We start from the raw sequence: 25,853 nt of genomic DNA on the forward strand, positions 1-25,853 counted from the left end.
CCCTTTTTTAGCCTAACGTTTTATTAATTGCTTCAAGTACACGGTCTGCCTGGAATGGCTTCACGATAAAGTCTTTTGCACCTGCTTGGATCGCATCAATAACCATTGATTGCTGTCCCATTGCAGAACACATGATGATTTTTGCAGAAGCATCGATTTGTTTAATTTCTTTTAGTGCAGTAATTCCGTCCATTTCTGGCATTGTGATATCCATTGTGACAAGATCAGGAGATGTTTCTTTGTATTTTTCAACTGCTTGTGCGCCGTTTTCTGCTTCTCCTACTACATCAAATCCGTTTTTTACAAGAATATCCTTGATCATCATTCTCATGAATGCTGCATCATCTACGATTAATACCTTAGTAGCCATTTACTTATTCTCTCCCTGTATGTTTGTTTATTTTAAATTAGAAAGTCTTTCTGACTGACTTAAAATGTCAGTCACACGAACACCAAAGTTCTCATCAATGACAACGACTTCCCCTTTGGCGACGATACGTTTGTTAACTAGAATGTCGACTGGCTCACCAGCAAGCTTGTCCAGTTCAATGATACTTCCAGCTGAAAGCTCAAGAACTTCTTTCACACTGCGCTGAGTTCTTCCAAGTTCCACCGTAATGGAAAGCGGAATGTCCATCAGCATATCAAGGTTTCCAAGCTGGCTTGTTGTATGCTGAGGCTCACTGAACGCTTCAAATTCAACTGGCGCCACATTTACAGGTGCTGCCGGCTTTGGTTTCGCCTGTCTTTTCGGCGGTGCTGCTTGCTGCGCTGGAGCAGACTGCGTTTGCGGGGCTGACTGCTGAGGTTCAGGTGTGCTCACTTGAGCTTCTTGAACAGGCTCTTCTTCTTGTGCAGGGACTGTTAATTCTGCGATTAAATCCTTCGCAAATGTAATAGGATAAAGCTGCATAATATTTGAATCGATCAGTTCACCTATTGTTAATCTGAAGGATACTTTGACAAGCATTTCTTCAGCTGGAATACGGTCTGTCCCTTCTCCTTCTTTCACATCAAGTAATTCGACGCGCGGCGGAGAAATATCAATCTTTTTATTAAAGACAGTCGACATAGACGTCGCAGCAGAACCCATCATTTGGTTCATCGCTTCTTGCACTGCACTTAAATGAATTTCGCTTAAAGAAGGGTCAGCATTTGTCCCGTCTCCGCCCATCATTAAGTCCGCAATGACTGCTGCATCTGTTTGCTGGATAACAAGCAGGTTACTTGCGCTGAAGCCTTCTGTATAATTCACTTCAATAGCGACATACGGATGAGGAAATTCCTCATTCAGCTTACTTTTTTGAATTACTGTAACAGTTGGAGTTGTAATCTCCACTTTTTGATTTAATAGGGTTGAAAGTGCTGTTGCAGAGCTGCCAAATGAAATATTTCCGATTTCTCCAATGGCATCTTGCTCCATTGCAGAAAGGATTGTATCAGGCTCTATATCGTCATTGCTGCCTCCTTTAAGGAGCGCATCGATTTCATCTTGTGATAATTTACTTCCGTTATTCTCCATCTTCTTCACCTCTTATGTCGTGATCTAGAATTTGAATCGCCTGTTTCCGATTCACGCGGCCGGCCTGTCCCAAGAATTTCGGTTTATTTCCGACCATAACAGTAAGAGGCGCATTTACTGGTTTGTCCAAGGCAATACAATCACCAATTTCCAAATTCAAAAACTCTTCCACCGTCATTTCCGATTGTCCCAGCTCTGCGACTACCGGTATTTTTGCCTTCATAATCCGTTTTTCAATGGCCTTTGTTTCTTGCTGTTTTGGTTCATTTCGTTCAGACTGCATCCAGTAGTGTACAGACAGCTTCGGAATAATAGGCTCTAATACAACGTGAGGGATACAAAGGTTAATAACCCCGCTTACCTCGCCAATTTGTGTATTAAGCGAAATGACGACAACTGTTTCGTTTGGTGACACCATTTGAACAAACTGGGGATTTACCTCGAAATCTGCCATTTCAGGCTCGATGTCGGTTATGGACTGCCACGCTTCTCTGTAATTTTCCAAAGCTCCCTCAAACATGTTTGAGATAATCTTTGTTTCGATTTCTGTAAGTGATTCTGTCTTATTATGACTAATGCCAATCCCGCCCATCAGCCTGTCCATCATCGCATAGCCGATTGTTGGGTTTACTTCAAGCATGATTCTTCCTTCAAGCGGGCTGACATAAAATAAGTTTAATAATGTCATATTAGGAATCGAACGAATAAATTCTTCGTATGGTACTTGGTCAACCGAGCTGACAGTAATTTGAATATATGATCTTAGCTGCGCTGAAAAATGCGTGGTGAGCAGTCTAGCGAAGTTATCATGAATCCTTGTTAAACTTCGAATCTGGTCTTTTGAAAAGCGCAGTGCACGTTTAAAGTCATACACCTTCACTTTTTTCGTCGTTTCTTCTTTTTTCAGCTCTTCTGCATCCATTTCGCCTGTTGAGATGGCGGATAATAATGCGTCGATCTCATTCTGGGAAAGCACTTCTCCTGACATTTCTTCACCTCCATCGCGTTAATTAATCGCCTCTATTGCAGATTAAAGGAGGTTATATATACTTCTTTCACCTTGCCATCTTGCAAATAGTTATTCACTTTGTTTTTGACTTGTGTTTTAAAATGTTCTCTGCCTTTCTTACCATCAAGTTCATCTGCATTCGTGTCTGATAAAATGTCGATTACAGCATCTTTTACTTGGAAACTTCTTTTCTCAAGCTCTTCTTTTGCTTTTTCAGAGTCAGTTTCAATATTCAGGACAAGTTTGACAGCATTTCCTTCAGATTTTAAATTGGTGATAATCTCAGGAATTTCAACAGAAGCTTTTACGACTTCATCTGCTGTTGGCTCTTTTTCAGCTTTTGCTTCGTCTGACCCATTCAGCAGAAAAACGATGCCTGCTCCAATTCCGGCGATGGCAATAATCATGATTAGCATTACTACGACTAATTTCTTCTTCATTCAAACTCCTCTATTCCTTGATTCAATGAAATGACTTGGATTTTTCTGTAGAAAGAAATGATTTTCTCTTGAAGCTGCTCTTCATCTTCTTTCACAACGAATTTCTTTCCATTGGCCAAAGTAATGGTCGTGTCTGGAAAGCTTTCAATTTGCTCGATATGGAGAGCGTTCAGCATAAATCCTTTGCCATTTAATCTTGTCACTTCAATCATATTGAGCAGAGAAGCGATCATCCGCTCCTCCTACCTCCTATCGTTTCAGATTCACAAGCTCTTGCAGAATTTCATCAGAAGTTGTGATCGTCTTTGCATTCGATTGGAATCCGCGTTGCGCGATAATCATTTCGGTAAACTCGTCTGTTAAATCAACGTTTGACATTTCAAGTTTCCCTGGTTGGATCACACCAGTTCCTTGTTCACCAGGTACGATAGGGTTACTTGGTGCACCTGAGCTTAACGTTTGGCGGTAAAGGTTGTCGCCAACTTTGTCTAACCCTCCTGCGTTACTGAAAGATACGAGTGAAACCTGCCCAACATTTCTAGATACGTTGTTTTCAACAACCGAAATCGTTCCATCTGAACCAACACTGACACTTGAAATGCCATCTGGAATCGTTATCTTTTGTCCATCCATTCCAAGGAGGTAATTTCCGTCAGTAGTGGTTAAATTCCCCTCTGAATCACGTCTAAAGTTCCCTGTTCTTGTATAAAGAATTTCTCCTTGACTTTCAATACGGAAAAATCCATCTCCATTGATATAGAAGTCGTAAGGTTCATCTGTATTTTGAGAAGATCCCGCTGACATAACTTTATCAATAGAAGATAAAGCTGAGCCTAAACCAACTTGTTTTGAGTTGATTGAACCAGAGTTGTTCGTTGGTCCACCAGAACTTGCAATTGTCTGACTGACCATATCTTTAAACGTGATACGGCTTTTTTTGTATCCGTGTGTATTGACGTTGGCTACGTTATTGGCTACCACATCTAATTTTGTTTGGAAGTTTTTCATTCCGCTAATTCCTGAGTAAAGTGAGCGTAACATTTATTTTCCTCCTCTAATTACTTCGTTTTTTCTCCAACTGCTGTAACATCCCAAGGGCTGATTTTCGTTCCATCTTCTAAAATCAAGAAGTACTCGTTGTCTATGTTTTTAACAGACTTCACAGTGCCCGATATCTCTTTATCATCCAGCTTGCCCGATACTTCTTTACCAATCCAGCCTACATACGTCGTAAACGGATCTTGGTGTGCAACAAATGTAGACATGAGCTGATTCAGCTTGGTGATCGAATCGTTCATATTGGTTTGCTGTTCTAAAGATGAAAAAGTTGCAAGCTGTGTGACAAACTCACGGTCATCAAGCGGATTTGTCGGATCTTGGTTTTGAAGCTGCGTGAGCAAAATTTTCAAAAATTGATCTTTGCCGAGCGTATCTGTTTTCTTTTCTGCTTTTGAAGAAGTGTCTGTTTGTGCGGCTGTTCTATTCGTAGCATCGACTGTTGCCATTAGATCTCCTCCTCTTCTTCATCTGACCCAACAAGAGCATCCAGAACATCTTGGAATTCTGCTTCCTGTTCATCAGTCTGCTGGAAATTCTGTCCTTTTGGCTGCTGCTGCTTGTTTTCTTCACTAAACTGTCCAAATAACGGCTGCTCATTTGATTGAAGCGGTATATGGAAACGGTCCACTTGAACCGACATATTCGGAAGCGCCTGCTTGAGCTGCGGCAGATGATGCTCTAACAGCTCTTTCGCTGCTTGTGTCGAGGCTGTAATTTTACTCGCATACATACCGTTTTGCTTCGTTAGCTGAATGGTAATAAACCCAAGATTTTCAGGATTTAATCGAACGGTAAAGCGTCCGCTTGAATTGCCAAACGGCGTGAATTTCATTTGCTTCCACGTGTTTAGAATTTGCTGATCAACCGTTCCTGGCTTTTCATCAGTCGTTTGTGTCTGCTGAACAGGAGCCGCTGACTGCAGTTGGAAAAACTGCTTATGACCTGGCAAAAGAGTATGGGTCATTATTTTTTCAGAAGCTGGTGCAGCTGTGCTTTGTCCTTTTACAACTTCTTTTTTGATGAGCCACTCAAGAGATGCATTCCCTTTTGCCGGAGAAGCGAGAGGAGATTCTTGTTTTGGAGAGACTAGTTCCTTCAACTCTCCTAGTGAAATTTTCCACTCTTTGTCAGATCCTTTCGCACTCGCCATCATATGATCGATTAACTGATTAAAGTGCTTTAGCTCACTTTGAGTCATCGAATTCAGCTTTGGTGCTGAACCCTGCGAAAAGACCTGCTCTTTTACTTGTTGAATGAGTTTCTCATCTACCTCGTTTTTCGAAAGAAAGTCGATGAAGTCTTGACCTTTTCCTTCAATATCCTGCACAAGTTTCGCATCAAAGCTGAGCGGCTGTTGATTGAACAATTGATAGATGAAAAAGTGGACTTGTATGAGTTGTTCACTATGTTCAGAACCTGGCTTTTCAGCTTGATCACCGTAAATGGAAGATTCCATTTTTTGAAATAATTCTTCAAGTGACTTGAGATCAGTTGCTTTAAGTGTTTGACCTTGTAGTGTTTGACCTTGTAGTGTTTGACCTTGTAGTGTTTGAAGCGCTCTTAGTAGGTCTGCGCTCATTCCTTCTTCAGGTGATTGCATCCATTTTTCAATGATCTGCATCGCATCATTGATAGAAAGAGAGGCAGAAGCGGCTGTCTCAGCATCAACAGGACCGCTTTGGGCGCCTGCTCCGCTAAGTAATTGTTTAAACAAACCGCTGGCAGTTGCCGCGCCGCCTCCCTTTGTTCCCGAGAGACCTTGAGAAGATTGCTGTAAGGCTGCAATATCCAATAGCTTCACTTATTGTCCACCCCCATTTTCACTTTCTTCTTTTTTGGCGAGCTCTTTTGTAAACGTTGCTGCCTTCTGAGGTGTCAGTTTTGCTAATATGTCTGTCAGTTTATTTTTGCTCAGCTCTTCAAGGATTTTTAACGCCTCTTTATCACTTAATTCTGATAAAATTTTTGCGGATTTCCCTGGGTCCATGCTTTCATAAATGCTGGCGACCTTTCCTTTTGTCTGCTGATTAGAGGATGAAGCTGCATCAGAGGAAGCCCCTTCTGAGTTATTACCTGACGTGTTATTTGATGAGCTGTTATTCGATGAACTGTCATTGGCTGACGTATTCTTTGAATCATTTTCAGATGTTTTTTCAAGTGAGTTGATTTTTTGATTTAGCCTTTTAATCTCCTCATCACTTGTTTTCAAATCTTTTTGTGCAATTTCGAGCTCATTTTTTTGCTCTTTAATGGTCTTTTTCAGTTCTTTCAGCTCTGCATCACTTTGATTATTAGGTGAAGATGACGTTTTTGAGCTGTCTTCTGAACCAACCAAACTGCTGATCCCCGGAATGTTTTGGAGCGGTTTTTTTAGATCAAAACCTGCCATATAAAGGATCGTGCCAGTGACAATCACAAGCACAATCAATGGGATGATGACAATAAACAAGATCCATTGAAATTTCCCGCCGCCTGATTCCTTCGTTTTTTCCTTCTTAGGCATTCATCTCGACTCCTAATGTCCTTGAAACATGAATTGGCTGATAGAGATATCATCCATTTCTTTCATTTCAATTGCCTTATGTTCAAGGGAGAACTTTTCAAATTGCTTTTCTTTCATTTTTTCAAACTTTTTAAACTCAATGTTTTTTTCAGTTAAATCAGATTGTTTTTCATTCATTTGATGGCGTTTCATGATCACAAGCTGCTGATAATGCTGAATGGTGTTATCTAAGTTGGTCACAAATTGCTGGTAATGACGCATTTCTTGAACACTCATTCCACTTCTCAGCTTTTCTTCTTTGCTTTTTTCCATTAGCTCTTTTTTACTCATATTTTCATAGAGTTTTTCAGCGACTTGCTCAAATGCCGAAACGGATTGTTGGTACGCTGCGAGTGACTTGTCTTTTTCACTTTCTTTCAGTTCTAAGAGCTTTTGAAATTTGTATTGATATCTCACTGTTTTTGTCAATCCTCTCTATTCATCAAACTGAGCAATAAACTCACACTGTCTTCAATAGATACAGCCTCTTCTACATCCTGCTTCAAAAATGAAATCAGATGAGGGTAAGCCTGCATGGCCTCATCAATATCTTTAGAGGAGCCTTTTTTATATGCTCCAATATTTATGAGGTCTTCAGCGTTTTGATAAGTGGATAAAAGCTGGCGGAACCGGTTAGCCGCTTCCTTGTGATCATGACTTGCGATATTGCTCATGACACGGCTGATACTTTTTAGAATATTAACAGCGGGAAATTGTCCTTTATTGGCTAAAGCACGATCAAGTACAATGTGGCCATCCAGGATCCCCCTCACTGTATCAGCGATCGGTTCATTCATATCGTCCCCATCAACAAGCACTGTGTAAAACGCTGTGATCGAACCAAGCTGATTTGTCCCAGTTCGTTCGAGCAATTTTGGCAGTATAGCGAACACTGATGGTGTATATCCTTTAGTTGTGGGCGGCTCGCCAGTTGCAAGACCTATTTCCCTTTGCGCCATGGCAACCCTCGTAACAGAATCCATCATAAACATGACATTTTTGCCTCTGTCCCTGAAATACTCCGCAATGGCTGTTGCTGTATACGCAGCTTTCAGTCTCGTCAGTGCAGGCTGGTCAGAAGTTGCGACGACAACAATTGATCGCTTCAGTCCTTCAGCACCTAAATCCTTTTCAATAAACTCACGAACTTCACGGCCACGCTCTCCAACAAGGGCAATGACATTGAGGTCTGCTTCTGTCTGCTTTGCAATCATCCCCATTAAGGTACTTTTTCCAACACCACTTCCGGCAAAAATCCCGATCCTTTGACCAGTGCCAACTGTGAGCAGACTGTCGATGACTCTAACGCCGACACCCATCTTTTCTCGAATAGGTGGTCTGTCCATCGGATTTGGGGGTGACTGATCTGTCGAAACAGGTGCAAGTCCTTTTGGAAGCATACTGCCATCAAGCGGATCACCGAAGGCATCAACGACTTCACCAATTAATCCAGTCCCTACTTTGACCTTCAGCGACTCACCCGTCGCTTCCACAAGACTTCCTGGTGAAATATTGGATGCTTCTACATAAGGCATGAGCAGAATGTTTTCATCTCTAAACCCAACGACCTCTGCTTTTATCGGATGGTGCTTGCTCCCTTTTTTATGAATGAGACACACGTCACCGATCGAACTTTCCGGCCCCTTCGATTCAATCATCAATCCAACCACTCGGTTGACTTTACCAAATCGTTTATAAGGATCAGCGGTTTCAATCGTTTCTTTTAACACATCCATTTTCATTTGTGATCACCTGAATCAATGACTTCTAATAATTTTTCTTTCAACTGATTCATTTGGGTATCAACACTCGCTTCCACTTTTCCAAAACTTGTTTCTACGTAACAAGTTCCTTTTGGCGCTTTTTCATCCGAGTAAATGGCAAGATGTGTATCCTTTTGAAGGATTCTAATCAATTCGTCTTTATATTCCATCACATGCTCGTAATGTTCAGGGTCAACATAGATGGAAATATCGTCATATTCTTTCACTTCTGAAATGACCTGCTTCACAAGAGCCAAAAATTGATCGTTCGTCTCCTCAGCTGCATTCCAAACGCGTTTGGCGAGTTCAAAAGCGAGTTCCACAATTTGCTCAGCAGAGCTTTCAATTTTTTCTTCGTAGTCCTGCCTTGCAAGACCGGCGATGTCATTTGCTTGATCAAGAATAGCTTGGTACTGCATTTTCGCATCTGCTTCGCCCTTTTGAAAGCCGTCTTGATAACCTGCTTGTTTCGCTTCTTCAATGAGCTGTATTCTTTCTTCTTCAAAATCAGTTCTGCGCTGATTGATTTCAGCCATTGTTTTTTCCAGCTCACTGTTTGCTTGTTCTAATATGCGGCTCGCCTGATCTTCTGCATCACTAAGTACAAGTTGCGATGCTTCGGTTTCATTGACAAGCTCTTCTTCGTGATGTTCTCTTTTAAACTCCACTTGCTGTAAAGGAATCGTTTGCCGTCCTTGTTCAGGAATAACAGATGTTTCATGTTTGATAATCCTAGACAATGATATCGTCTCCTCCGCCTCGAGCTATGACGATTTCTCCAGCTTCCTCAAGTCGTCTTACGATGCTGACAATACGGGTTTGTGCTTCCTCGACATCTCTAAGCCGGACAGGACCCATAAACTCCATTTCTTCTTTGAATGTTTCGACCATCCGCTGTGACATGTTGCGGAAGACAATTTCTTTGACCTCTTCGCTTGCCACTTTGAGTGCGAGCAATAAGTCATCATTTTCAACATCTCTGATGACGCGCTGAATCGCTCTGCTGTCAAGAGTGACAATATCTTCAAAGACAAACATACGTTTCTTAATTTCATCAGCAAGTTCAGGATCTTGAATTTCAAGTGTGTCTAAAATGGTCTTCTCCGTAGCACGGTCTACACCATTTAGCACTTCCACCACTGCTTCGACTCCGCCTGTTTGCGTGTAGTCCTGCGTAAAGGTTGAAGACAGCTTTTGTTCAAGAATGCGTTCCACCTCATTGATGATCTCTGGAGATGTGCGGTCCATTAAGGCAATACGTCTCGCAACCTCAGTTTGTACTTCCTCGCCTAACTCAGATAAAATTTGCCCAGCCTGCACTGGATCCAGGTAGGAAAGGATGAGCGCAATCGTTTGTGGATGCTCATGCTGGATAAAGTTTAAAATTTGTTCTGGATCAGCCTTTCGAGCAAAATCAAATGGTTTTACTTGAAGAGAGGATGTTAACCGGTTTAAGATGCTGTCCGCTTTGTCCTCACCAAGCGCTTTTTCAAGCACTTGTCTTGCGTACATAAGACCACCCTGTGATATGTAGTCCTGCGCGATGGCAATGCTGTGAAACTCTTCGATGACTTCATCTTTTTTAGCAGTATCTACACTTCGTACATTGGAAATTTCTAATGTTAACTTTTCTATTTCGTCTTCAGACAGATGTTTGTATACAGATGCTGACACGTCTAGCCCTAAGGAAATCATTAGGATTGCTGCTTTTTGTCTGCCTGTTAGTCGATTTGGATCTTTTCTCGACATGTGTATTCCTCCTAATCCTCGGACAGCCAGCTGCGTAGCAATTTAGCAAAGTCTTCTGGTTTTTCTTTTGCCATTTTTTCAAGCTGATTTTTTCTCACCATTTCTTCTGTTTCTGGTTCAGTGTCGATATCAGGAACATCGATTGGTGTACGTTCATCAAACTCAAACTCTTCTTCCTCATCTCTTCTACGCTTGCGTACAAGAAGAATGATAAGAGCGATAATTGCAAGTAGGAGCACACCGCCTACAATATAAACCCAGATTGGAATATTGTTTGAAGGGTTATCTGCCGCAGTTTGCTGTTTACCGTCTAATTTTGATACTGATAAAACGATTTTGTTATCTAAGTCTGCTTGAGTGAGCGCTTGACCATTTGTGTATTCTTTATCAATCGATGTGCTAATGATCGTTGAAAGAATCTTTTTGATATCATCTTGTCTTTCAGCTGTTAAAGAGTTTGCATCGTTTGCAGTTGGTGGTTCGACCAACGCTTGAATGCCAACATCTCTAATTTTATAAGGGCTTTCTTTGATATCTTTATGAATGCGGTTGACTTCATAATTGATACGATCTTCACTCTTTTCGTAATCTCCGCTTCCATTCGCTCCATCGGCACCTTGATAATTTGTGACATCATCGTCACCTGTTCCAGCTGTGCCTCCAGCTGCTGCTCCATTGCCTGAATATGTTTCAGCAATCTTTTCAGCGCTGACAGCAATCCCCTGCATGTTTTCTTTATCAACAGGTTCTACAAGATCTTCTTTTCTTTTTTCTTCAGTAAAATCAATGTCTGTTGTGACCGATACAGCCACTTTATCTTGACCCATCATTGTTCCGAGCAGCTGCTGAATTTTTCTTTGAAGATTCTTTTCGATTTCCTCTTTTTTCTGCTGCTGTGCATCCATTCCACTTGCATAAGAATCGGAGCTGGTGTTTAAGTCGTAGTAGTTGGAATCTTGGTCCATAATGACAATGTTTTCTGTTTTTAAATTCGGCACACTTTTTGAAATAAGATGATAAAGGCCTTTTACTTGCTGCGGCGTAAGCGTGTAGCCAGGCTCAACTTGCAGCACAATGGATGCTGATGCATTACTTTGCTCTTCTCCAACAAAAACGGAATCTTTTGGCAGGTTAATCATCACTTTTGAATCTTTAATCCCATCAATTGTGTTGATCAGATTGGATAGTTCTGTCTGAGTTGCGTCTACTTTCAGAACATCAAATTCATTATCTGTTAAACCGAAGCCTGAATTGTTTGCAAAGAAGGAATAATCAATGTTGCCTGTCTTAGGAAGCCCTTCAGATGCGAGTGTTACTTTTAAAGAGTCTGCTTGCTTTTCTGGAACGAGAATCGTTGTTCCATTGTTTGCAAGTTCCGATTTAACGTTTTTGCCATCTAGTTCCTGTTTGATTTGTCCAGCTTCTGCCTCAGACAAGTCTCTAAAGAGCGGAACCATTTTTTCAGAAGAAGCAAAGATGCTAACAACCGTAATAATGATTGCTAGGGCAGCAACGCCGCCAATCATGAGTATTTTTTGTAATTTTGATCGATTTCGCCAAAACTCAACTGTTTTTGTTCTTAATTGCATTAAAGTACGATTCATCTTAACCCCCGGTCATTCCATTCAGTCTTTTTTTGTCCACCAGCACCTCCTACATCTGCATTCTCATAATCTCTTGGTACGCTTCGACTGCTTTATTTCGAAACTCTGTCGCAGCTGTGAGTGTGACACTCGCTTTTTGTGAAGCAATCATGACTTCATCGAGATTGACATCTTTTCCTTGTGCAAGCGCATTTGTATACTGGTCTGATTTCAGCTGTGATTGATTTAATGCCTCAATGGAATTCTTCAGCACATCAGAGAAATTCGTTTGACTTTTAGGTGCAGCCGCCTGCAAGGACGATGCATTCGTCAATTCACTTGCTTGCTGAGCGGTTTGAAGCTGGAAAGGAGATATTGCATTAACCAATTCTTTTCACCTTACTTTCCTATTTCTAAAGCTTTCATCAGCATGCTTTTGTTTGCATTTAGAGCAGTCACGTTTGCTTCATATGATCTTGAGCTGCTGATGAGGTCGACCATTTCTTTTAATGGATCGACATTTGGTGTTTGAACATATCCATTTTCATTGGCATCGGGATTTGTAGGATCATATTGAAGGTTGAATGGAGTTTCGTCTTCAGTAATCTTTGTTACTTTGACGCCGTTTCCTAATTTGCCGCTTGAATTCATACTTGAGTTCAATATAGATGAAAATGATTCACCTGACGGCTGTAATGTGACAAGCTTACGTCTATATGGCTCCCAGTTACCATCAACCTGTTTAGCTCTTGTTGTATCCATATTTGCAAGGTTTGAGGATACAACGTCCATTCTGAGCCTCTGTGCCGTTAATGCTGAGGCCGAAGCGTTCACTCCTGAAAAAATCGACATCACTTACCTCCTGTCAAAACTGTTTTAAGAGAATTAAATTTCCCGCTCATTCTTTCCACCAAAGCATTATACTGAATTTGGTTTTTAGCGAGTTCACTCATCTCTTGATCAATATCGACATTATTTCCGTTTTCTTGATATGAAGTACGGTTGCTAGAAACAACTGAATAATTAGACCCTGTTTTCGAAAAATCAATGTGACCTTGGTATGTTTTTTTAGCATCTAATTTGTTCGATGCATCATTTAGCATGTCATGGAATGCGACGTTTTTCGACTTGTAGTTCGGTGTGTCTATATTCGCGATATTATTGCTTATGACTTTTTGCTTAACATTCGCTCTGCCCAAGGCATTCTCAAGGTTGCTTATCGTTCCAGAAAATATATCCAAAACCATATACCTCCAATCATATGTATTTCATTCCATTTAATCATGTCGAGATTTGTAAAACCATATGTTCATTGTAAGAAATAATAGGATTAAAGTCTATGATGTATATGTAAAAAAAACTCGTAATATATATCTATTTTACGAATAGGTACAAAGGCCTAGATTCAAAGCACTACAGATTTGTAAGGGGTTTCTTGGAAAAAAGAGTGACATTTTTCGGACAAATCCTCATTTTTTCACATAAAAAAACCCTTTTCAGCATTTATTGCGGCCAAAAAGGGTTTTTGATTAATGAGATTTTAAATTTTCGAGTTCAATTAAAAATTTGTTGTTTAACACTTTGATGTACGTTCCCTTCATTCCAAGAGAACGAGATTCGATTACGCCTGCACTTTCCAACTTACGTAATGCGTTTACGATCACTGAACGAGTGATCCCTACACGGTCTGCAATTTTACTTGCGACAAGAAGACCTTCGTTTCCATCAAGCTCTTCAAAAATGTGCTCAATCGCTTCAAGCTCACTGTATGATAGAGAGCTAATCGCCATTTGGACAACCGCTTTACTTCTTGCTTCTTCTTCGATTTCTTCTGCTTTCTCGCGAAGAATCTCCATTCCAACAACTGTTGCCCCGTATTCAGCAAGAATCAAATCATCATCTGTGAATGTATCTTGTAAGCGGGACAGGATTAACGTACCTAAACGATCTCCTCCGCCGATAATTGGAACAATTGTTGTTAAACCTGATTGGAATAAGTCACGGTTCTCAATCGGGAAAGCTGTATATTCACTGTTAATATCAAGGTTTGAAGACGTTTCTGGGACATTGAATAGACTCTTTGTATATTCTTCAGGGAACTGACGATCTTCAAGCATTTTTTTCATACGTGCATTTTCGATCTGTTGATTAATGGAGTAGCCAAGAAGCTTTCCTCTTCTGCTTAATACGAAAATGTTTGAATCAATGACATCTCTCAGTGTTTCTGCCATTTCTTTGAAATTAACTGGTTTCCCCGCTGCATCTTGCAGCATTGAGTTAATAATCCTTGTTTTTTGTAGTAACGCCATAATAATGATCCTCCTAGATTACTTTATTCATTTGTTAAAGTATAAATTGACTTAAATCTTTGTTATTTGCAATCTTTCCTAGCTTCTCTTCGACATACTGAGGGGTAATGGTCACTGTCTCCATCGTAATATCAGGCGCCTCAAATGAAAGCTCTTCAAGCAGCTTCTCAAGTATGGTATGAAGCCTTCTTGCACCGATGTTATCTGTCTCCTGATTGACATGATAAGCCACTTCGGCAATCTTATGAATAGCATCGTCAGAAAATTCAAGAGATATACCTTCTGTTTCAAGTAAAGCTTTATATTGCTTTAATAATGCATTATCTGGTTCCGTTAAGATTTTCACAAAGTCTTCTATACTTAATTTATCTAATTCTACACGGATTGGGAAGCGCCCCTGAAGCTCTGGAATCAAATCTGATGGCTTTGCCATATGAAATGCACCTGCTGCAACAAAAAGCACATGATCTGTTTTAACAGCACCATATTTCGTCATCACAGTTGAACCTTCTACAATCGGTAAAATATCACGCTGAACCCCTTCACGAGAAACATCTGCAGATGATGCACCGCCGCTTTTGGCGATTTTGTCGATTTCATCGATAAAAATAATTCCTTGCTGCTCTGCTTTGTAGACCGCTTCCTGACTGACTTCATCCATATCAATCAGTTTTGAAGCTTCCTCAGCCGTTAACGCCTTTCTTGCTTCTCTAACAGTCAGCTTTCTGCGTTTTTTCTTTTTAGGCATGAGATTGCCGAGCGCATCCTGCATGTTCATACCCATTTGCTCCATACCCGAGCCTTGAAGCATATCAAACATGGAAGGCTGCTGTTCTTCTACTTCAATCGTGACGTAATGATCTTCAAGTTCTCCCATAGCCAGCTGATGAGCGATTCGCTTTCTTGTCGATTCGAGTTCCACTTCTTCATTTGAATGATCTCGATCACGGTCATCTTCATCTGAACCGCCAAACAGCATCTCAAAAGGATTTTTCACAGACTGGCTTTTTTTCTTACCAGGAACAAGCAAATGAACAAGACGTTTATTTGCTTGCTTTTCTGCTTCTTCTTGAACATCTTTCATCTTTTCTTCTTTGACAAGTCTAATCGCTGTTTCAACTAAATCTCTCACCATGGACTCTACATCACGGCCGACATAACCCACTTCAGTAAATTTCGTCGCTTCCACTTTAATAAATGGCGCTCCAGAAATTCGAGCAATTCTGCGGGCAATTTCTGTTTTCCCCACACCTGTTGGGCCAATCATTAAAATGTTTTTAGGAACGACTTCATCCTTTAGCTTATCATGTAAAAGACTTCTTCTGTAACGGTTTCTTAAAGCCACCGCCACTGCTTTTTTTGCATCAAGCTGACCAATGATGTATTGATCAAGCTTTTCAACTATCTCTCTTGGGGTGAACGGCTTTTTCTCCATACGTCTCATGTCCTTTCTATTCAAGCTCTTCTAAAGTGATTTGATCGTTCGTGTAGACACAAATTTCTCCGGCCGTTTCAAGAGCGGCCTTTGCAATTTCTCTCGCTGAAAGGTGATCACCTGCATGGGTTTTGAGTGCTCTCCCAGCGCTAAGCGCATAGTTGCCGCCTGAGCCAATTGCCAAAATCCCATCATCTGGTTCGATGACCTCTCCTGTTCCAGAGACAAGCAGGATGCTTTCTTTGTTCATGACGATGAGCATGGCCTCAAGCTGCCTTAGCATCTTGTCACTTCGCCATTCCTTTGCTAGTTCTACGGCTGCCCGCTTTAAATTACCACCATATTCCTCTAGCTTTGTTTCAAACTTTTCAAAGAGTGTAAAAGCATCTGCTACTGAACCTGCAAAACCTGCAAGCACCTTGCCTCCGAAAAGACGACGCACTTTTTTTGCTGTGTGTTTCATCACGACAGCCTGCCCGAAAGTCACTTGACCGTCGCCAGCCATTGCACTTTTTCCTTTATGTTGAACGGCAAAGATGGTTGTTGCATGAAATGATGACATGAAAAAACCTCCTTTTAGGATCGTTTAAAAGCCCTTGGGTGATGAGACATGTACGTGTTTCTTAAAGAATCTTTTGATACATGCGTGTACACCTGTGTAGATGATAAATTTGAATGACCGAGAAGTTCTTGAACACTTCTCAAATCCGCCCCCTCGTTTAAGAGATGCGTGGCAAAGGTGTGCCTTAACATATGAGGATGGATATGTAATGTACCTGACGCCTTTTTCATTAATTCAGTGAGAATGAATCGAACACCTCGGTCTGTAAGAGGCGTCCCGCGCTGATTCAAAAACACATGTACATCAGCGCGGTCTTTCCCCTTATACTTCAACTTCTGCCTTCCATCCTCTAAATAAGTAATGAGCGCTTCATGAGCATATGACCCGAAAGGAACATATCGCTGCTTGCTGCCTTTCCCATGAACAAGCACTGTATCCATCGATAAATCAAGATCAGATTCTTTTAATGAACATAACTCACTGACCCTCATACCTGTTGCATAAAGAAGTTCTAAAATGGCTTGATTTCTTTGCCCCAGCGGTGTGCTGACATCAGAAACTGAAAAAAGCTCTTTTAGTTCCTCCTCATACAAAAATGAAGGAATCCGCTTATCCTGTTTTGGTAAGCTAACGAGTAAAAAAGGATTTTCTTTCACAAGCTGTTCTCTTAATAAAAATTTATAAAAGCTGCGAAGCGCAGAGACTTTCTTACTAATCGTTCTTCTTGTCAGGCCTTTTTCATAAGCTTCTGTTAAATAAATTCTCGTATCTTGATAGGATACCTCTTCAAAACCGTCTATTCCTTGAATGTTCATAAATCTGACAAACTCTTCAATAGCTTCTGTATATCCTGAGATCGTTAAAGCTGAATAGTTTTTTTCAATTTGCAGATATTCAATGAATAAGTGGACAAGACGCTGTTTATTCGTCATTTTTACACCTCTTTAAGGCTTTTAAATGGTATCACATATCTTGCTTTCCGTGCAATGTTTTACTACAGAGATTTCGAAATAGTTTGAATAGTTTCGATTGCGCGCTTAGCATACTCTGCATAACGTTCTTGTTTGTTTTTAATTCGAACACCTAGATCTTTCAGCAAACCAAAATTCGCATTCATCGGCTGGAAGCTTTTCTTGTTTGTCGATGTAATGTAATGAGCCATACTGCCAATCGCCGTCTCCTCAGGAAGTGTTACAAGCTCTTCTCCTTTGACAAAACGAGCAGCGTTAATGCCAGCCACAAGCCCGGACGCTGCTGACTCGACATACCCTTCAACACCTGTCATTTGTCCGGCAAAGAACAGGTCATCTCTATTTTTAAACTGATAAGTCGGTCTTAAAAGGCTTGGCGAGTTAATAAATGTATTACGGTGCATTACGCCGTAACGAACAATCTCCGCTTCTTCAAGACCTGGAATCAAACGGAATACTTCCTTTTGATCGCCCCACTTCAGATGTGTCTGGAAGCCAACGATGTTATATAGAGTACCTGCTGCATCATCCTGTCTTAATTGAACAACAGCGTAAGGTCTTTTTCCTGTTTTCGGATCTTCAAGTCCTACTGGCTTCATCGGACCAAACAGCATCGTTTTCTTTCCTCTTTTCGCCATGACTTCAATTGGCATACAGCCTTCAAAGAAGATTTCTTTTTCAAATTCTTTTAATGGCACAGTTTCAGCAGAAATGAGCGCCTCATAAAAACGATCGAATTCTTCTTCTGTCATTGGACAGTTTAAATAAGCGGCTTCTCCTTTGTCATAGCGTGATTTCAAGTACACCTTATCCATATCAATGCTATCTTTCTCTAAAATAGGTGCCGCTGCATCGTAGAAATAGAGATATTCTTCTCCTGTTAACGATTTTAATTCTTTTGAAAGTGCTTCTGATGTCAGCGGGCCAGTCGCGATAATTGTCGGACCTTCTGGAATGCTTTGCACTTCTTCTTGAAAGACCGTAACATTCGGATGATTTTTCACGCGGTCTGTCACGTTTGCTGCAAATTCATGACGGTCTACTGCAAGCGCGCCCCCTGCAGGAACTGAGCTTTCATCTGCCGCTGCGATAATGGCTGAATCTAAATGACGCATTTCTTCCTTTAATACACCTACTGCATTTGTCAAAGCATTCGCACGCAATGAGTTGCTGCATACAAGCTCCGCAAATTTATCTGTGTGGTGAGCCGGGGTTTGTTTAACAGGTCTCATTTCATATAAATTGACTTTAATACCTCTTTTAGCGATTTGCCATGCAGCTTCACTTCCAGCTAACCCTGCTCCGATCACATTTACAAATTGACTCATTGTACAACTCTCCTATTTCGTAAGTTCTGTTTGATGACATAAAAAAGCAGGTGAACAAGGCTGCTCACCGCTATTTTTGTTGTTCCTCTTTATAATCACAGTTCACACATTGAACTTGAACGCCTTTTTTCAGCTTTTTCTCTACAAGCATATTTTCGCATTTTGGACACTTTCTTTCAATTGGTTTGTCCCAAGAGACGAATTCACACTCTGGAAAACGATCACAGCCGTAAAAAATGCGGCGTTTCTTCGATTTTCGTTCAACGATGTTTCCTTCATGACATGATGGGCATTTGACACCGATATCTTTGACAATTGGTTTTGTGTTACGGCAGTCAGGAAAGTTAGAGCATGCCATGAACTTACCGTATCTCCCCATTTTGTACACCATCGGATGTCCGCACTCTTCACAATCAACACCTGCGTATTCCGGCTCAATCTCAACTTCTTGCATTTCTGCTTCTGCTTTTTCTACCCGTTTTGCAAAGTCTTGATAGAAGCTGTCGATAATACGAACCCATTCGATCGTACCTTCTTCAACACTGTCAAGTTCCTTTTCCATTTTCGCTGTAAATTCAACGTTAATGATTTCAGGGAAGAATTCGATGATTAAGTTAAGTACAATCTCTCCAAGCTCTGTCGGAGTAAATCGTTTATTATCAAGTGCGACATAACCGCGCTTTTGAATCGTATCTAATGTTGGTGCATACGTAGATGGACGGCCTATACCGAGCTCTTCAAGTGTTTTGACCAGTCTTGCCTCAGTGTAGCGCGGAGGCGGCTGTGTGAAGTGCTGTTCAGGTTCGATATCTTTTGAAAGAACTGTATCTCCTTCTTTCAGATCAGGAAGCATTTTGTCCTTTTCCTCGAGCTGGTCGTCCTTTCCTTCCACATAAACCTTCATAAATCCAGGGAATTTGACTTTACTTCCATTCGCACGGAAAGTAAGACCGTTATGATCAAGATCCACACTCATTGTATCAAGAACAGCCGGCGCCATTTGGCTTGCCACGAATCGTTCCCAAATCAATTTGTACAGGCGAAGCTGATCACGGCTTAGCACGTGCTTGACATCTGCCGGTTTTCTTAACGTAGAAGTTGGGCGGATGGCTTCGTGAGCATCTTGTGCATTTTCATTCTTTTTAGCTGTTCGTTTTGTTGTGTTTAAGAAATTTTTGCCGTACGTCTGATCAATGAAGGCAGATACTTCTTCAATCGCCGTATTGGAAATACGTGTTGAGTCCGTTCTCATATATGTAATGAGACCGACTGTACCTTCTTTACCAAGATCAATTCCTTCATATAATTGCTGTGCAATCATCATTGTCTTTTTCGCACGGAAGTTTAATTTTCTTGCAGCTTCCTGCTGTAAAGTAGAAGTCGTAAACGGAACAGCTGGATTACGTTTACGCTCTTTTTTCGTTACTTTCTCTACAGAGAATTTGCTTCCCTTTAATTTCGAAAGGATTTCTTTTACATCTTCTTTTGTTTTCAATGGATGTTTTTTGCCATTGAGGCCAAAGAAACTTGCTTCGAAGCTTTCTTTTCCTTTAAGGAATGTACCGTCAATTGTCCAGTATTCTTCTGGTTTAAATTCATTAATTTCATTCTCGCGATCAATAATCAGGCGGAGTGCAACTGATTGAACACGTCCGGCACTTAAGCCCTTTTTCACTTTCTTCCATAAAATCGGACTGATTTTATACCCAACGAGACGATCTAAAATCCGTCTTGCCTGCTGCGCATCAACTAAGTCCATATTGATCATACGTGGATGCTTAAAGGAATCTTTAATCGCATCCTTTGTAATCTCGTTAAAAACAACGCGGCAGTCAGAAGAGAGGTCAAGGTCAAGGCTGTGTGCTAAATGCCAAGCAATCGCTTCTCCCTCTCTATCGGGGTCAGCTGCGAGATAGACTTTCTTTGCTTTTTTCGCCGCTGTTTTTAATTCTTTTAAAACTGGGCCTTTCCCGCGAATCGTAATATATCTCGGTTCGAAGTCATGCTCAGTGTCAACACCGAGCTGACTTTTCGGTAAATCCCTTACGTGCCCCATTGAAGCTTTTACTTTATACTTCTTTCCTAAATAACGCTCAATCGTTTTCGCCTTTGCTGGCGACTCAACGATGACTAAATAATCAGCCATACTCAAAATCCCCCTTAAGAGGTGTTCTCTCTTTATACATTTCACAATTCATATTTATGTTAATTGCACCTATCTAACAGGCAATCATTAAAAATTCTTTATGATGAACATCATTATAAACACGAAAAACAAAGTGTAAACTTAAATCCTCACTATTATTAAATATTCCGATGTCTTTTGTCAAACGATATTTTTATGAGAGTTCAGTATATTGAACGTTGCTGAAGGAGAATTCCTCTAAAATATCCTTTGTGGAATGAACAAGCTTTGCCCCCTGCTGAATGAGTCTTGCCGGACCTGTGGAATTAGAATCAAATATGGATCCGGCAACCGCAAATACTTCTTTGCCTTGCTCAAGCGCTTGATAGGCTGTAATAAGAGAACCGCTCTTTTCTTTGCACTGAATCACGATGGTCCCTTTCGTCAATGCACTAATTAAACGATTTCTCATTGGAAAATGCCACTTTTCTGGCTTGACATAAGGCGGATGCTCTGACAAAAGCAAATGATGCTCGCCCATATATTGAGCCATTTGCACATGCTCTTTTGGGTATAAATGCTGAAAGCCGCCTGCTATAATGCCGATCGTTTTCCCTTTGTTCCTGATGCACTCTTTATGTGCAAGTCCATCGATTCCTTTAGCTAGACCACTAACAATCATCCACTCTTCTTTGACAAGCTCACCAACAATTTTTTTCACACATGCTTCTCCATAAGACGATGGAAGTCGCGTACCGACTACACCTAAACTTTTTTCTTCATTTAAATATGATACGTTTCCTTTTAGGAATAACACAGGGGGAGGATCATAAATATTTTTTAGTGTGCTTGGATATAAGGGTGATGTGATGGGAATCATGTGAATGTTTTGCTCTAAATAGGCTTGAACGATGTGTTGAAAAATGGGGAATTCATTTTCTTCAGCTTGTTTTAAGCGGGTAAAGTCGATCGTTTGGAATGCTCGATCCTGTTTAAAATGATGTGTTTCTTCATTTATATATAGCTCAGGATCGACTTTCCACCATTTTGTAAGTAAAGAGGGTGAGATGAGGCCTTTTAAGCGGTGAAAAATCATTCTTTCGGACACGTTGTACATACCATTCCTCCAGTATAAGATAGAAAGAAGAAGACTTGTCAAAGAACAAGTCTTCTTGTGTCATTAATGCGTTTTACAAGCTTCGAAGAGATTCTTCTCTTTTAATACTTTAATCAACGTTTCTCCCATGACAGATGGTGTTTCTGCCACTTCAATTCCACATTCACGCATTGTTTTTACCTTTTCATCAGCTGTTCCTTTACCACCAGAAATAATAGCGCCAGCATGTCCCATACGTTTTCCTGGAGGCGCCGTTTTACCGCCAATAAAGCCTACGACTGGTTTAGTCATATTTGCTTTTACCCATTCAGCTGCTTCTTCTTCAGCCGTACCGCCGATTTCACCGATCATAATCACAGCATGCGTTTCAGGGTCTTCATTGAATGCTTTTAACACATCAATAAAGTTTGTCCCATTTACCGGGTCCCCCCCGATTCCTACAGCTGTCGATTGACCAACGCCAGCTTCTGAAAGCTGATGTACCGCTTCATATGTAAGCGTTCCAGAACGAGAAACAACACCCACATGACCTTTTTTATGAATGTAGCCAGGCATGATACCAATTTTACATTCTTCAGGTGTAATGACACCTGGGCAGTTTGGTCCAACAAGTCTTGTTTTCTTACCTTCCATGTAACGCTTCACTTTGACCATGTCAAGCACTGGAATATGTTCAGTAATACAAATGACGAGATCGACTTCTGCGTCAACAGCCTCTAAAATGGCATCTGCCGCAAATGGTGCTGGTACATAGATAACAGAAGCGTTCGCTCCAGTTGTTTGAACTGCTTCAGATACAGTATTAAATACAGGAACTCCTTCTACTTCAGTTCCACCTTTTCCAGGTGTGACACCGCCAACAATATTTGTTCCGTACTCAATCATTTGTTTTGTATGGAACAATGCGGTTGAACCGGTAATCCCCTGAACAATTACTCTCGTATTTTTATTAATAAATACACTCATTTAGGTTCCCTGCCTTTCTGCTCTACTTGACTAAAGATACAATCTTTTCTGCCCCGTCAGCCATAGACTCAGCAGAAGTGATATTTAAGCCTGAATCACTCAGGATTTTCTTCCCTAATTCAACGTTTGTTCCTTCAAGACGTACAACAAGTGGTAATGTTAAGCCGACTTGTTTCGTCGCTTCAACAACACCTTCTGCAATGACATCACATTTCATGATGCCGCCAAAAATGTTCACGAAAATCCCTTTTACATTTTGATCAGATAAGATGATTTTAAATGCTTCCGTTACTTTTTCAGCTGTTGCACCGCCGCCAACATCTAGGAAATTTGCAGGGTCCCCGCCGTAATGCTTGATGATATCCATTGTAGACATCGCAAGACCTGCTCCATTGACCATACAGCCAATATTTCCATCTAGAGAAATGTAGCTTAAGTCATATTTAGATGCTTCAATTTCTTTTGGATCCTCTTCATCAAGGTCACGGTATTCTAATATATCTTTTTGTCTATATAAGGCATTGCTATCAAAGTTTAATTTTGCATCAAGTGCCATGACTTTTCCATCGCCTGTTACAACCAGTGGATTAATCTCAGCAATTGAACAATCTTTTTCAATAAACGCATTGTAAAGGCTTGTCATAAACTTAACAGCTTGGCCAACTAATTTTGTTGGAATATTAATTTTAAATGCTACTTCTCTCGCCTGATAGCCTTGCAAGCCAATCGCTGGATCGATAACAACTTTCACGATTTTTTCTGGCGTTTTTTCTGCTACTTCTTCAATTTCAGTACCGCCTTCTTCAGATGCCATCAATACAATTCTTGATGTCGCTCTGTCCAAAACTAGTCCAACATAGTATTCCTTTTGAATATCGCAGCCTTCTTCAATAAGTAAGCGTTTTATTTCGCGCCCTTCAGGCCCTGTTTGATGTGTGACAAGTGTCTTGCCGAGTAATTCCTCTGCAAACCCTTTCACTTCATCTTTCGTTTTTGCAATTTTTACCCCGCCTGCTTTACCACGGCCGCCTGCATGAATCTGTGCTTTTACGACATATACAGAGCTCCCTAGCTCTTCTGATGCTTTCACTGCTTCATCAGGTGTAAATGCTACTTTACCATTTGGAACTGAAACCCCATATTTTCTTAGGATTTCTTTTCCTTGGTACTCATGGATATTCATTTCCCATCCTCCCAACATATGTAGAAACAAAAATTATAAAATAGACTGCGCTTTCATTTTAAAGAATAAAAAAGAGAATGTCTAGGGTTCTATGTAAAATCGTAAAATCCTTCTAAACATTCAAACTTTTATTTTATTAAAAATATAAATTTTTCAGTCAAATCACTTATTTTACCTTATTTTTTCATTTTTTGATCTAACCTGTAGATAAACGAAAAAATTTCTGCTACAGTATCGTATAACGCTTCAGGGATCTCCTCATCTAATGTTAAGTGGCGCATGAGTTCGACTAAATTGCGGTCTTCCTGGATAGGGACTCCCGACTTTTTTGCTTCTTCAATAATATGATCTGCCACATAGCCGCTGCCTGTTGCAACGACTTTTGGCGCCTTTTGTTTTTCTTCATCGTAATGCAGAGCGACCGCTCTTCTAAGCGGTTTCGAATCCTTCATACTCGTAAGTCCAGCCCTTTCTCGCTGATTTTATGAAAGTGTTCATCTAGAAATTGAGACGGATCTACTGGCTCTTGTCTCTTTTTTGCTGTAATTCCCGTTAAACTGTATCCTAGAGCATTTAAATTCTCCCGAACAGCCGGAATCATCGGATTAATGGTTCCTTGCAGTTCATGAGCTGTCTCGACAGTAATGGACATGACCTTTTGCTGAATCGTACAGTCTATTAAGGTTTCTTCAAGGTTTTCCATGTTTAAATAAAACATCAGGCGGCACTGAGAAATATCAATAGAGCCATCTTTTTTCTTATGTCCCTTTAGTATAAAGGTTAAATCTTGAACACTATGTTTTGAGAAAAGAGGATAGGAAACCATCATTTGACTGACGGTTTGGTTCTCCTGCTGCACAAATAACTGTCCATTCAACCTATGAAATAATTGATCCACTTCTTTTTTAACGTGCTCTGGTAAATCAGCCTGTCTCACATCATTTAAGGTAAGCTTTAATTGGTGCAGCTCCTGACTTTTGACATCCTGGCTGCCTTTTTCAAGCAGTTTTAGCATACCAATTTCATCACGCACACCGATTGCCTTTTTCATCGTCATTAGTAAATCGAGCACATCAGTTTTATTGCTTAATGTTGGTTCAGTCTGCTGCACCGCCTGAGCCAATGCTTTCGCCTCCGGTTTTGAAAGGAATGGAAACTCTTTTTGCAATACAGCTGCTTTTGCGTCAGGCTGAGAGCCTGCCTGCTGGAGTCCGTGCAGCAATGCTGTGAGCTGTTTTAAGTTTGGTTCTTGCTGCCCGTCTGCACCTTGTTTCATCAAGCTGGCCAGTATCCGCTCAATTTGCTGAAGCGGGATTTGCAGCTCTTTTGGACTTGTTGACTGCTGCTGCACGTTTGTCTGATGAACTTGGGACGGTAGACGCTCTTGAACGATTGGGGCATGGCTATTTTCTTTTTGCTGAGACGGATTGAGCTGAGTCGTTACTGGTAAACTGCCGCCTTGCTTCGCCTCGCCTTCTCTCGCTGCTAGAAGGACTGATAAGAGCTTTTCTGCATGGACGGCTGTCTCTGCATCTACAACTGACCGAACGGCTTGTGTAAGGGTCTGTGTAGCATCTGTGTGCTTCGGAAGCTGTGTTAATTGATTTAGCAGCGCTGTTATATCCTGATGAAGAGCAGAGGATGATTTCACGGCTAAAATAGATTGAAGTACCCCTTGCTGGATCGGTAAATCTTTCTTTAAAGCAAAGAGGAGTGCTTGGAGCCCTTTCTTCACATCAGCTCCTTGAAGCTGTTCGATCCATTTCACTGCCGTTTTTAACTCTCCTTCGTTAATGACGGACTTTTCCTTTAAAAAAGCTGTAGCTGTCAGCATGTTTTCAAGCCCATTTTTAAGTGAAAGTCCTTCTAATAGTTTGGCTGCTGCATCCTTTAACGTCTTAGGATCTTGATCAAATTGCTGAACGGGTCTTAGTTTATTGAGGCTGCCGCCGCCCTCTTGTTCAAATTGGAACCAATAAAATGCGTCTGCTTTAAGCTGGGCCGCCAGCTGCGCTTTTATTTTCGTTGAGCCTATTTGGACAAGGGCTGTATCATCTCCAAGCATTTTTAGTACTTTACCGAGAATCAGCCGATGAACATTTTCCTTCCCTTCGGTGTTTAATGGAACAGATTCAGCCGTATTCAGCCGGCTATTCAGTGCTGTATGTATGTCCTCAACTCTTGTCATCA

28 protein-coding genes are annotated in these 25,853 nt (G+C 40.9%); all 28 read right to left on the bottom strand.

Going from position 1 to position 25,853, the window contains the following annotated elements:
• Positions 1-7 precede the first annotated feature (7 nt).
• A complete protein-coding gene (locus tag V6Z54_RS18365; protein WP_007499584.1) occupies positions 8-370 on the bottom strand; it encodes a response regulator in 363 nt (120 codons plus the stop codon).
• Between the two features lie 27 nt (positions 371-397).
• Positions 398-1,522 (bottom strand): flagellar motor switch phosphatase FliY, encoded by a 1,125-nt coding sequence (gene fliY / locus V6Z54_RS18370; protein ID WP_041084855.1) that lies wholly within the window; start codon positions 1,520-1,522, stop codon positions 398-400.
• Positions 1,512-2,510 (bottom strand): flagellar motor switch protein FliM, encoded by a 999-nt coding sequence (gene fliM, locus V6Z54_RS18375; protein WP_024424167.1) that lies wholly within the window; start codon positions 2,508-2,510, stop codon positions 1,512-1,514. The genes fliY and fliM overlap by 11 nt, the downstream gene beginning before the upstream one ends.
• A 32-nt stretch (positions 2,511-2,542) precedes the next feature.
• Complete coding sequence (fliL, locus tag V6Z54_RS18380) at positions 2,543-2,971, bottom strand: flagellar basal body-associated protein FliL (protein ID WP_041084856.1); 429 nt, start codon at positions 2,969-2,971, stop codon at positions 2,543-2,545.
• Complete coding sequence (locus V6Z54_RS18385) at positions 2,968-3,183, bottom strand: flagellar FlbD family protein (RefSeq protein ID WP_008344794.1); 216 nt, start codon at positions 3,181-3,183, stop codon at positions 2,968-2,970. The genes fliL and V6Z54_RS18385 overlap by 4 nt, the downstream gene beginning before the upstream one ends.
• A 37-nt stretch (positions 3,184-3,220) precedes the next feature.
• Positions 3,221-4,012: a flagellar basal body rod protein FlgG gene (flgG, locus tag V6Z54_RS18390; protein WP_075611392.1), complete on the bottom strand. Its 792-nt coding sequence runs from the start codon at positions 4,010-4,012 to the stop codon at positions 3,221-3,223.
• A 17-nt stretch (positions 4,013-4,029) separates the two neighbouring features.
• Positions 4,030-4,476, bottom strand: coding sequence for a flagellar hook assembly protein FlgD (gene flgD / locus V6Z54_RS18395; protein WP_041084858.1), 447 nt, complete (start codon positions 4,474-4,476; stop codon positions 4,030-4,032).
• Complete coding sequence (locus tag V6Z54_RS18400) at positions 4,476-5,831, bottom strand: flagellar hook-length control protein FliK (RefSeq protein WP_338527565.1); 1,356 nt, start codon at positions 5,829-5,831, stop codon at positions 4,476-4,478. The genes flgD and V6Z54_RS18400 overlap by 1 nt, the downstream gene beginning before the upstream one ends.
• A complete protein-coding gene (locus tag V6Z54_RS18405; RefSeq protein ID WP_073979489.1) occupies positions 5,832-6,533 on the bottom strand; it encodes a MotE family protein in 702 nt (233 codons plus the stop codon).
• A gap of 12 nt (positions 6,534-6,545) precedes the next feature.
• Positions 6,546-6,989 (bottom strand): flagellar export protein FliJ, encoded by a 444-nt coding sequence (gene fliJ / locus V6Z54_RS18410; protein WP_024424173.1) that lies wholly within the window; start codon positions 6,987-6,989, stop codon positions 6,546-6,548.
• An 8-nt stretch (positions 6,990-6,997) separates the two neighbouring features.
• Positions 6,998-8,314 carry a flagellar protein export ATPase FliI gene (gene fliI, locus V6Z54_RS18415; RefSeq protein WP_024424174.1) on the bottom strand — a complete coding sequence of 439 codons (1,317 nt, stop codon included), beginning with the start codon at positions 8,312-8,314 and terminating at the stop codon, positions 6,998-7,000.
• A complete protein-coding gene (fliH, locus tag V6Z54_RS18420; protein WP_041084863.1) occupies positions 8,311-9,075 on the bottom strand; it encodes a flagellar assembly protein FliH in 765 nt (254 codons plus the stop codon). The genes fliI and fliH overlap by 4 nt, the downstream gene beginning before the upstream one ends.
• On the bottom strand, positions 9,068-10,084 hold the full coding sequence (gene fliG, locus V6Z54_RS18425) for a flagellar motor switch protein FliG (RefSeq protein WP_034281776.1): 1,017 nt from the start codon (positions 10,082-10,084) through the stop codon (positions 9,068-9,070). Before fliG ends, fliH begins: the two co-directional genes overlap by 8 nt.
• An 11-nt stretch (positions 10,085-10,095) precedes the next feature.
• Positions 10,096-11,688 carry a flagellar basal-body MS-ring/collar protein FliF gene (fliF, locus tag V6Z54_RS18430; RefSeq protein ID WP_039178517.1) on the bottom strand — a complete coding sequence of 531 codons (1,593 nt, stop codon included), beginning with the start codon at positions 11,686-11,688 and terminating at the stop codon, positions 10,096-10,098.
• Positions 11,689-11,737: 49 nt separating this feature from the next.
• Positions 11,738-12,055 (bottom strand): flagellar hook-basal body complex protein FliE, encoded by a 318-nt coding sequence (gene fliE, locus V6Z54_RS18435; RefSeq protein WP_039178515.1) that lies wholly within the window; start codon positions 12,053-12,055, stop codon positions 11,738-11,740.
• Between the two features lie 11 nt (positions 12,056-12,066).
• A complete protein-coding gene (gene flgC, locus V6Z54_RS18440; protein ID WP_024424179.1) occupies positions 12,067-12,519 on the bottom strand; it encodes a flagellar basal body rod protein FlgC in 453 nt (150 codons plus the stop codon).
• Positions 12,519-12,908, bottom strand: a complete 390-nt coding sequence (gene flgB / locus V6Z54_RS18445) for a flagellar basal body rod protein FlgB (protein WP_039178512.1) — start codon at positions 12,906-12,908, stop codon at positions 12,519-12,521. Before flgB ends, flgC begins: the two co-directional genes overlap by 1 nt.
• Positions 12,909-13,196: 288 nt before the next feature.
• On the bottom strand, positions 13,197-13,976 hold the full coding sequence (gene codY, locus V6Z54_RS18450) for a GTP-sensing pleiotropic transcriptional regulator CodY (protein ID WP_007499612.1): 780 nt from the start codon (positions 13,974-13,976) through the stop codon (positions 13,197-13,199).
• A gap of 34 nt (positions 13,977-14,010) precedes the next feature.
• Positions 14,011-15,411 carry an HslU--HslV peptidase ATPase subunit gene (gene hslU / locus V6Z54_RS18455; RefSeq protein ID WP_024424180.1) on the bottom strand — a complete coding sequence of 467 codons (1,401 nt, stop codon included), beginning with the start codon at positions 15,409-15,411 and terminating at the stop codon, positions 14,011-14,013.
• 16 nt (positions 15,412-15,427) lie between these two features.
• A complete protein-coding gene (gene hslV / locus V6Z54_RS18460) occupies positions 15,428-15,973 on the bottom strand; it encodes an ATP-dependent protease subunit HslV (protein WP_024424181.1) in 546 nt (181 codons plus the stop codon).
• Between the two features lie 14 nt (positions 15,974-15,987).
• A complete protein-coding gene (gene xerC / locus V6Z54_RS18465) occupies positions 15,988-16,905 on the bottom strand; it encodes a tyrosine recombinase XerC (RefSeq protein WP_305960445.1) in 918 nt (305 codons plus the stop codon).
• A gap of 62 nt (positions 16,906-16,967) precedes the next feature.
• Complete coding sequence (gene trmFO / locus V6Z54_RS18470; protein WP_024424183.1) at positions 16,968-18,272, bottom strand: FADH(2)-oxidizing methylenetetrahydrofolate--tRNA-(uracil(54)-C(5))-methyltransferase TrmFO; 1,305 nt, start codon at positions 18,270-18,272, stop codon at positions 16,968-16,970.
• Between the two features lie 70 nt (positions 18,273-18,342).
• Positions 18,343-20,418, bottom strand: a complete 2,076-nt coding sequence (gene topA / locus V6Z54_RS18475; RefSeq protein WP_024424184.1) for a type I DNA topoisomerase — start codon at positions 20,416-20,418, stop codon at positions 18,343-18,345.
• Positions 20,419-20,611: 193 nt separating this feature from the next.
• The gene (gene dprA / locus V6Z54_RS18480; RefSeq protein WP_041084865.1) at positions 20,612-21,514 is read right to left on the bottom strand and encodes a DNA-processing protein DprA; all 903 of its coding nucleotides are present in this window, start codon (positions 21,512-21,514) and stop codon (positions 20,612-20,614) included.
• 63 nt (positions 21,515-21,577) lie between these two features.
• Complete coding sequence (gene sucD / locus V6Z54_RS18485) at positions 21,578-22,480, bottom strand: succinate--CoA ligase subunit alpha (protein ID WP_007499624.1); 903 nt, start codon at positions 22,478-22,480, stop codon at positions 21,578-21,580.
• A 22-nt stretch (positions 22,481-22,502) separates the two neighbouring features.
• Complete coding sequence (gene sucC, locus V6Z54_RS18490; RefSeq protein WP_024426972.1) at positions 22,503-23,663, bottom strand: ADP-forming succinate--CoA ligase subunit beta; 1,161 nt, start codon at positions 23,661-23,663, stop codon at positions 22,503-22,505.
• A gap of 176 nt (positions 23,664-23,839) precedes the next feature.
• On the bottom strand, positions 23,840-24,115 hold the full coding sequence (locus V6Z54_RS18495; protein ID WP_003211418.1) for a FlhB-like flagellar biosynthesis protein: 276 nt from the start codon (positions 24,113-24,115) through the stop codon (positions 23,840-23,842).
• Positions 24,112-25,851, bottom strand: coding sequence for a glycosyltransferase (locus V6Z54_RS18500; protein WP_338527566.1), 1,740 nt, complete (start codon positions 25,849-25,851; stop codon positions 24,112-24,114). Before V6Z54_RS18500 ends, V6Z54_RS18495 begins: the two co-directional genes overlap by 4 nt.
• Positions 25,852-25,853 lie beyond the last annotated feature (2 nt).

It is taken from the genome of Bacillus sp. MAG717A, assembly GCF_036884855.1.
Taxonomy (GTDB): domain Bacteria; phylum Bacillota; class Bacilli; order Bacillales; family Bacillaceae; genus Bacillus; species Bacillus safensis.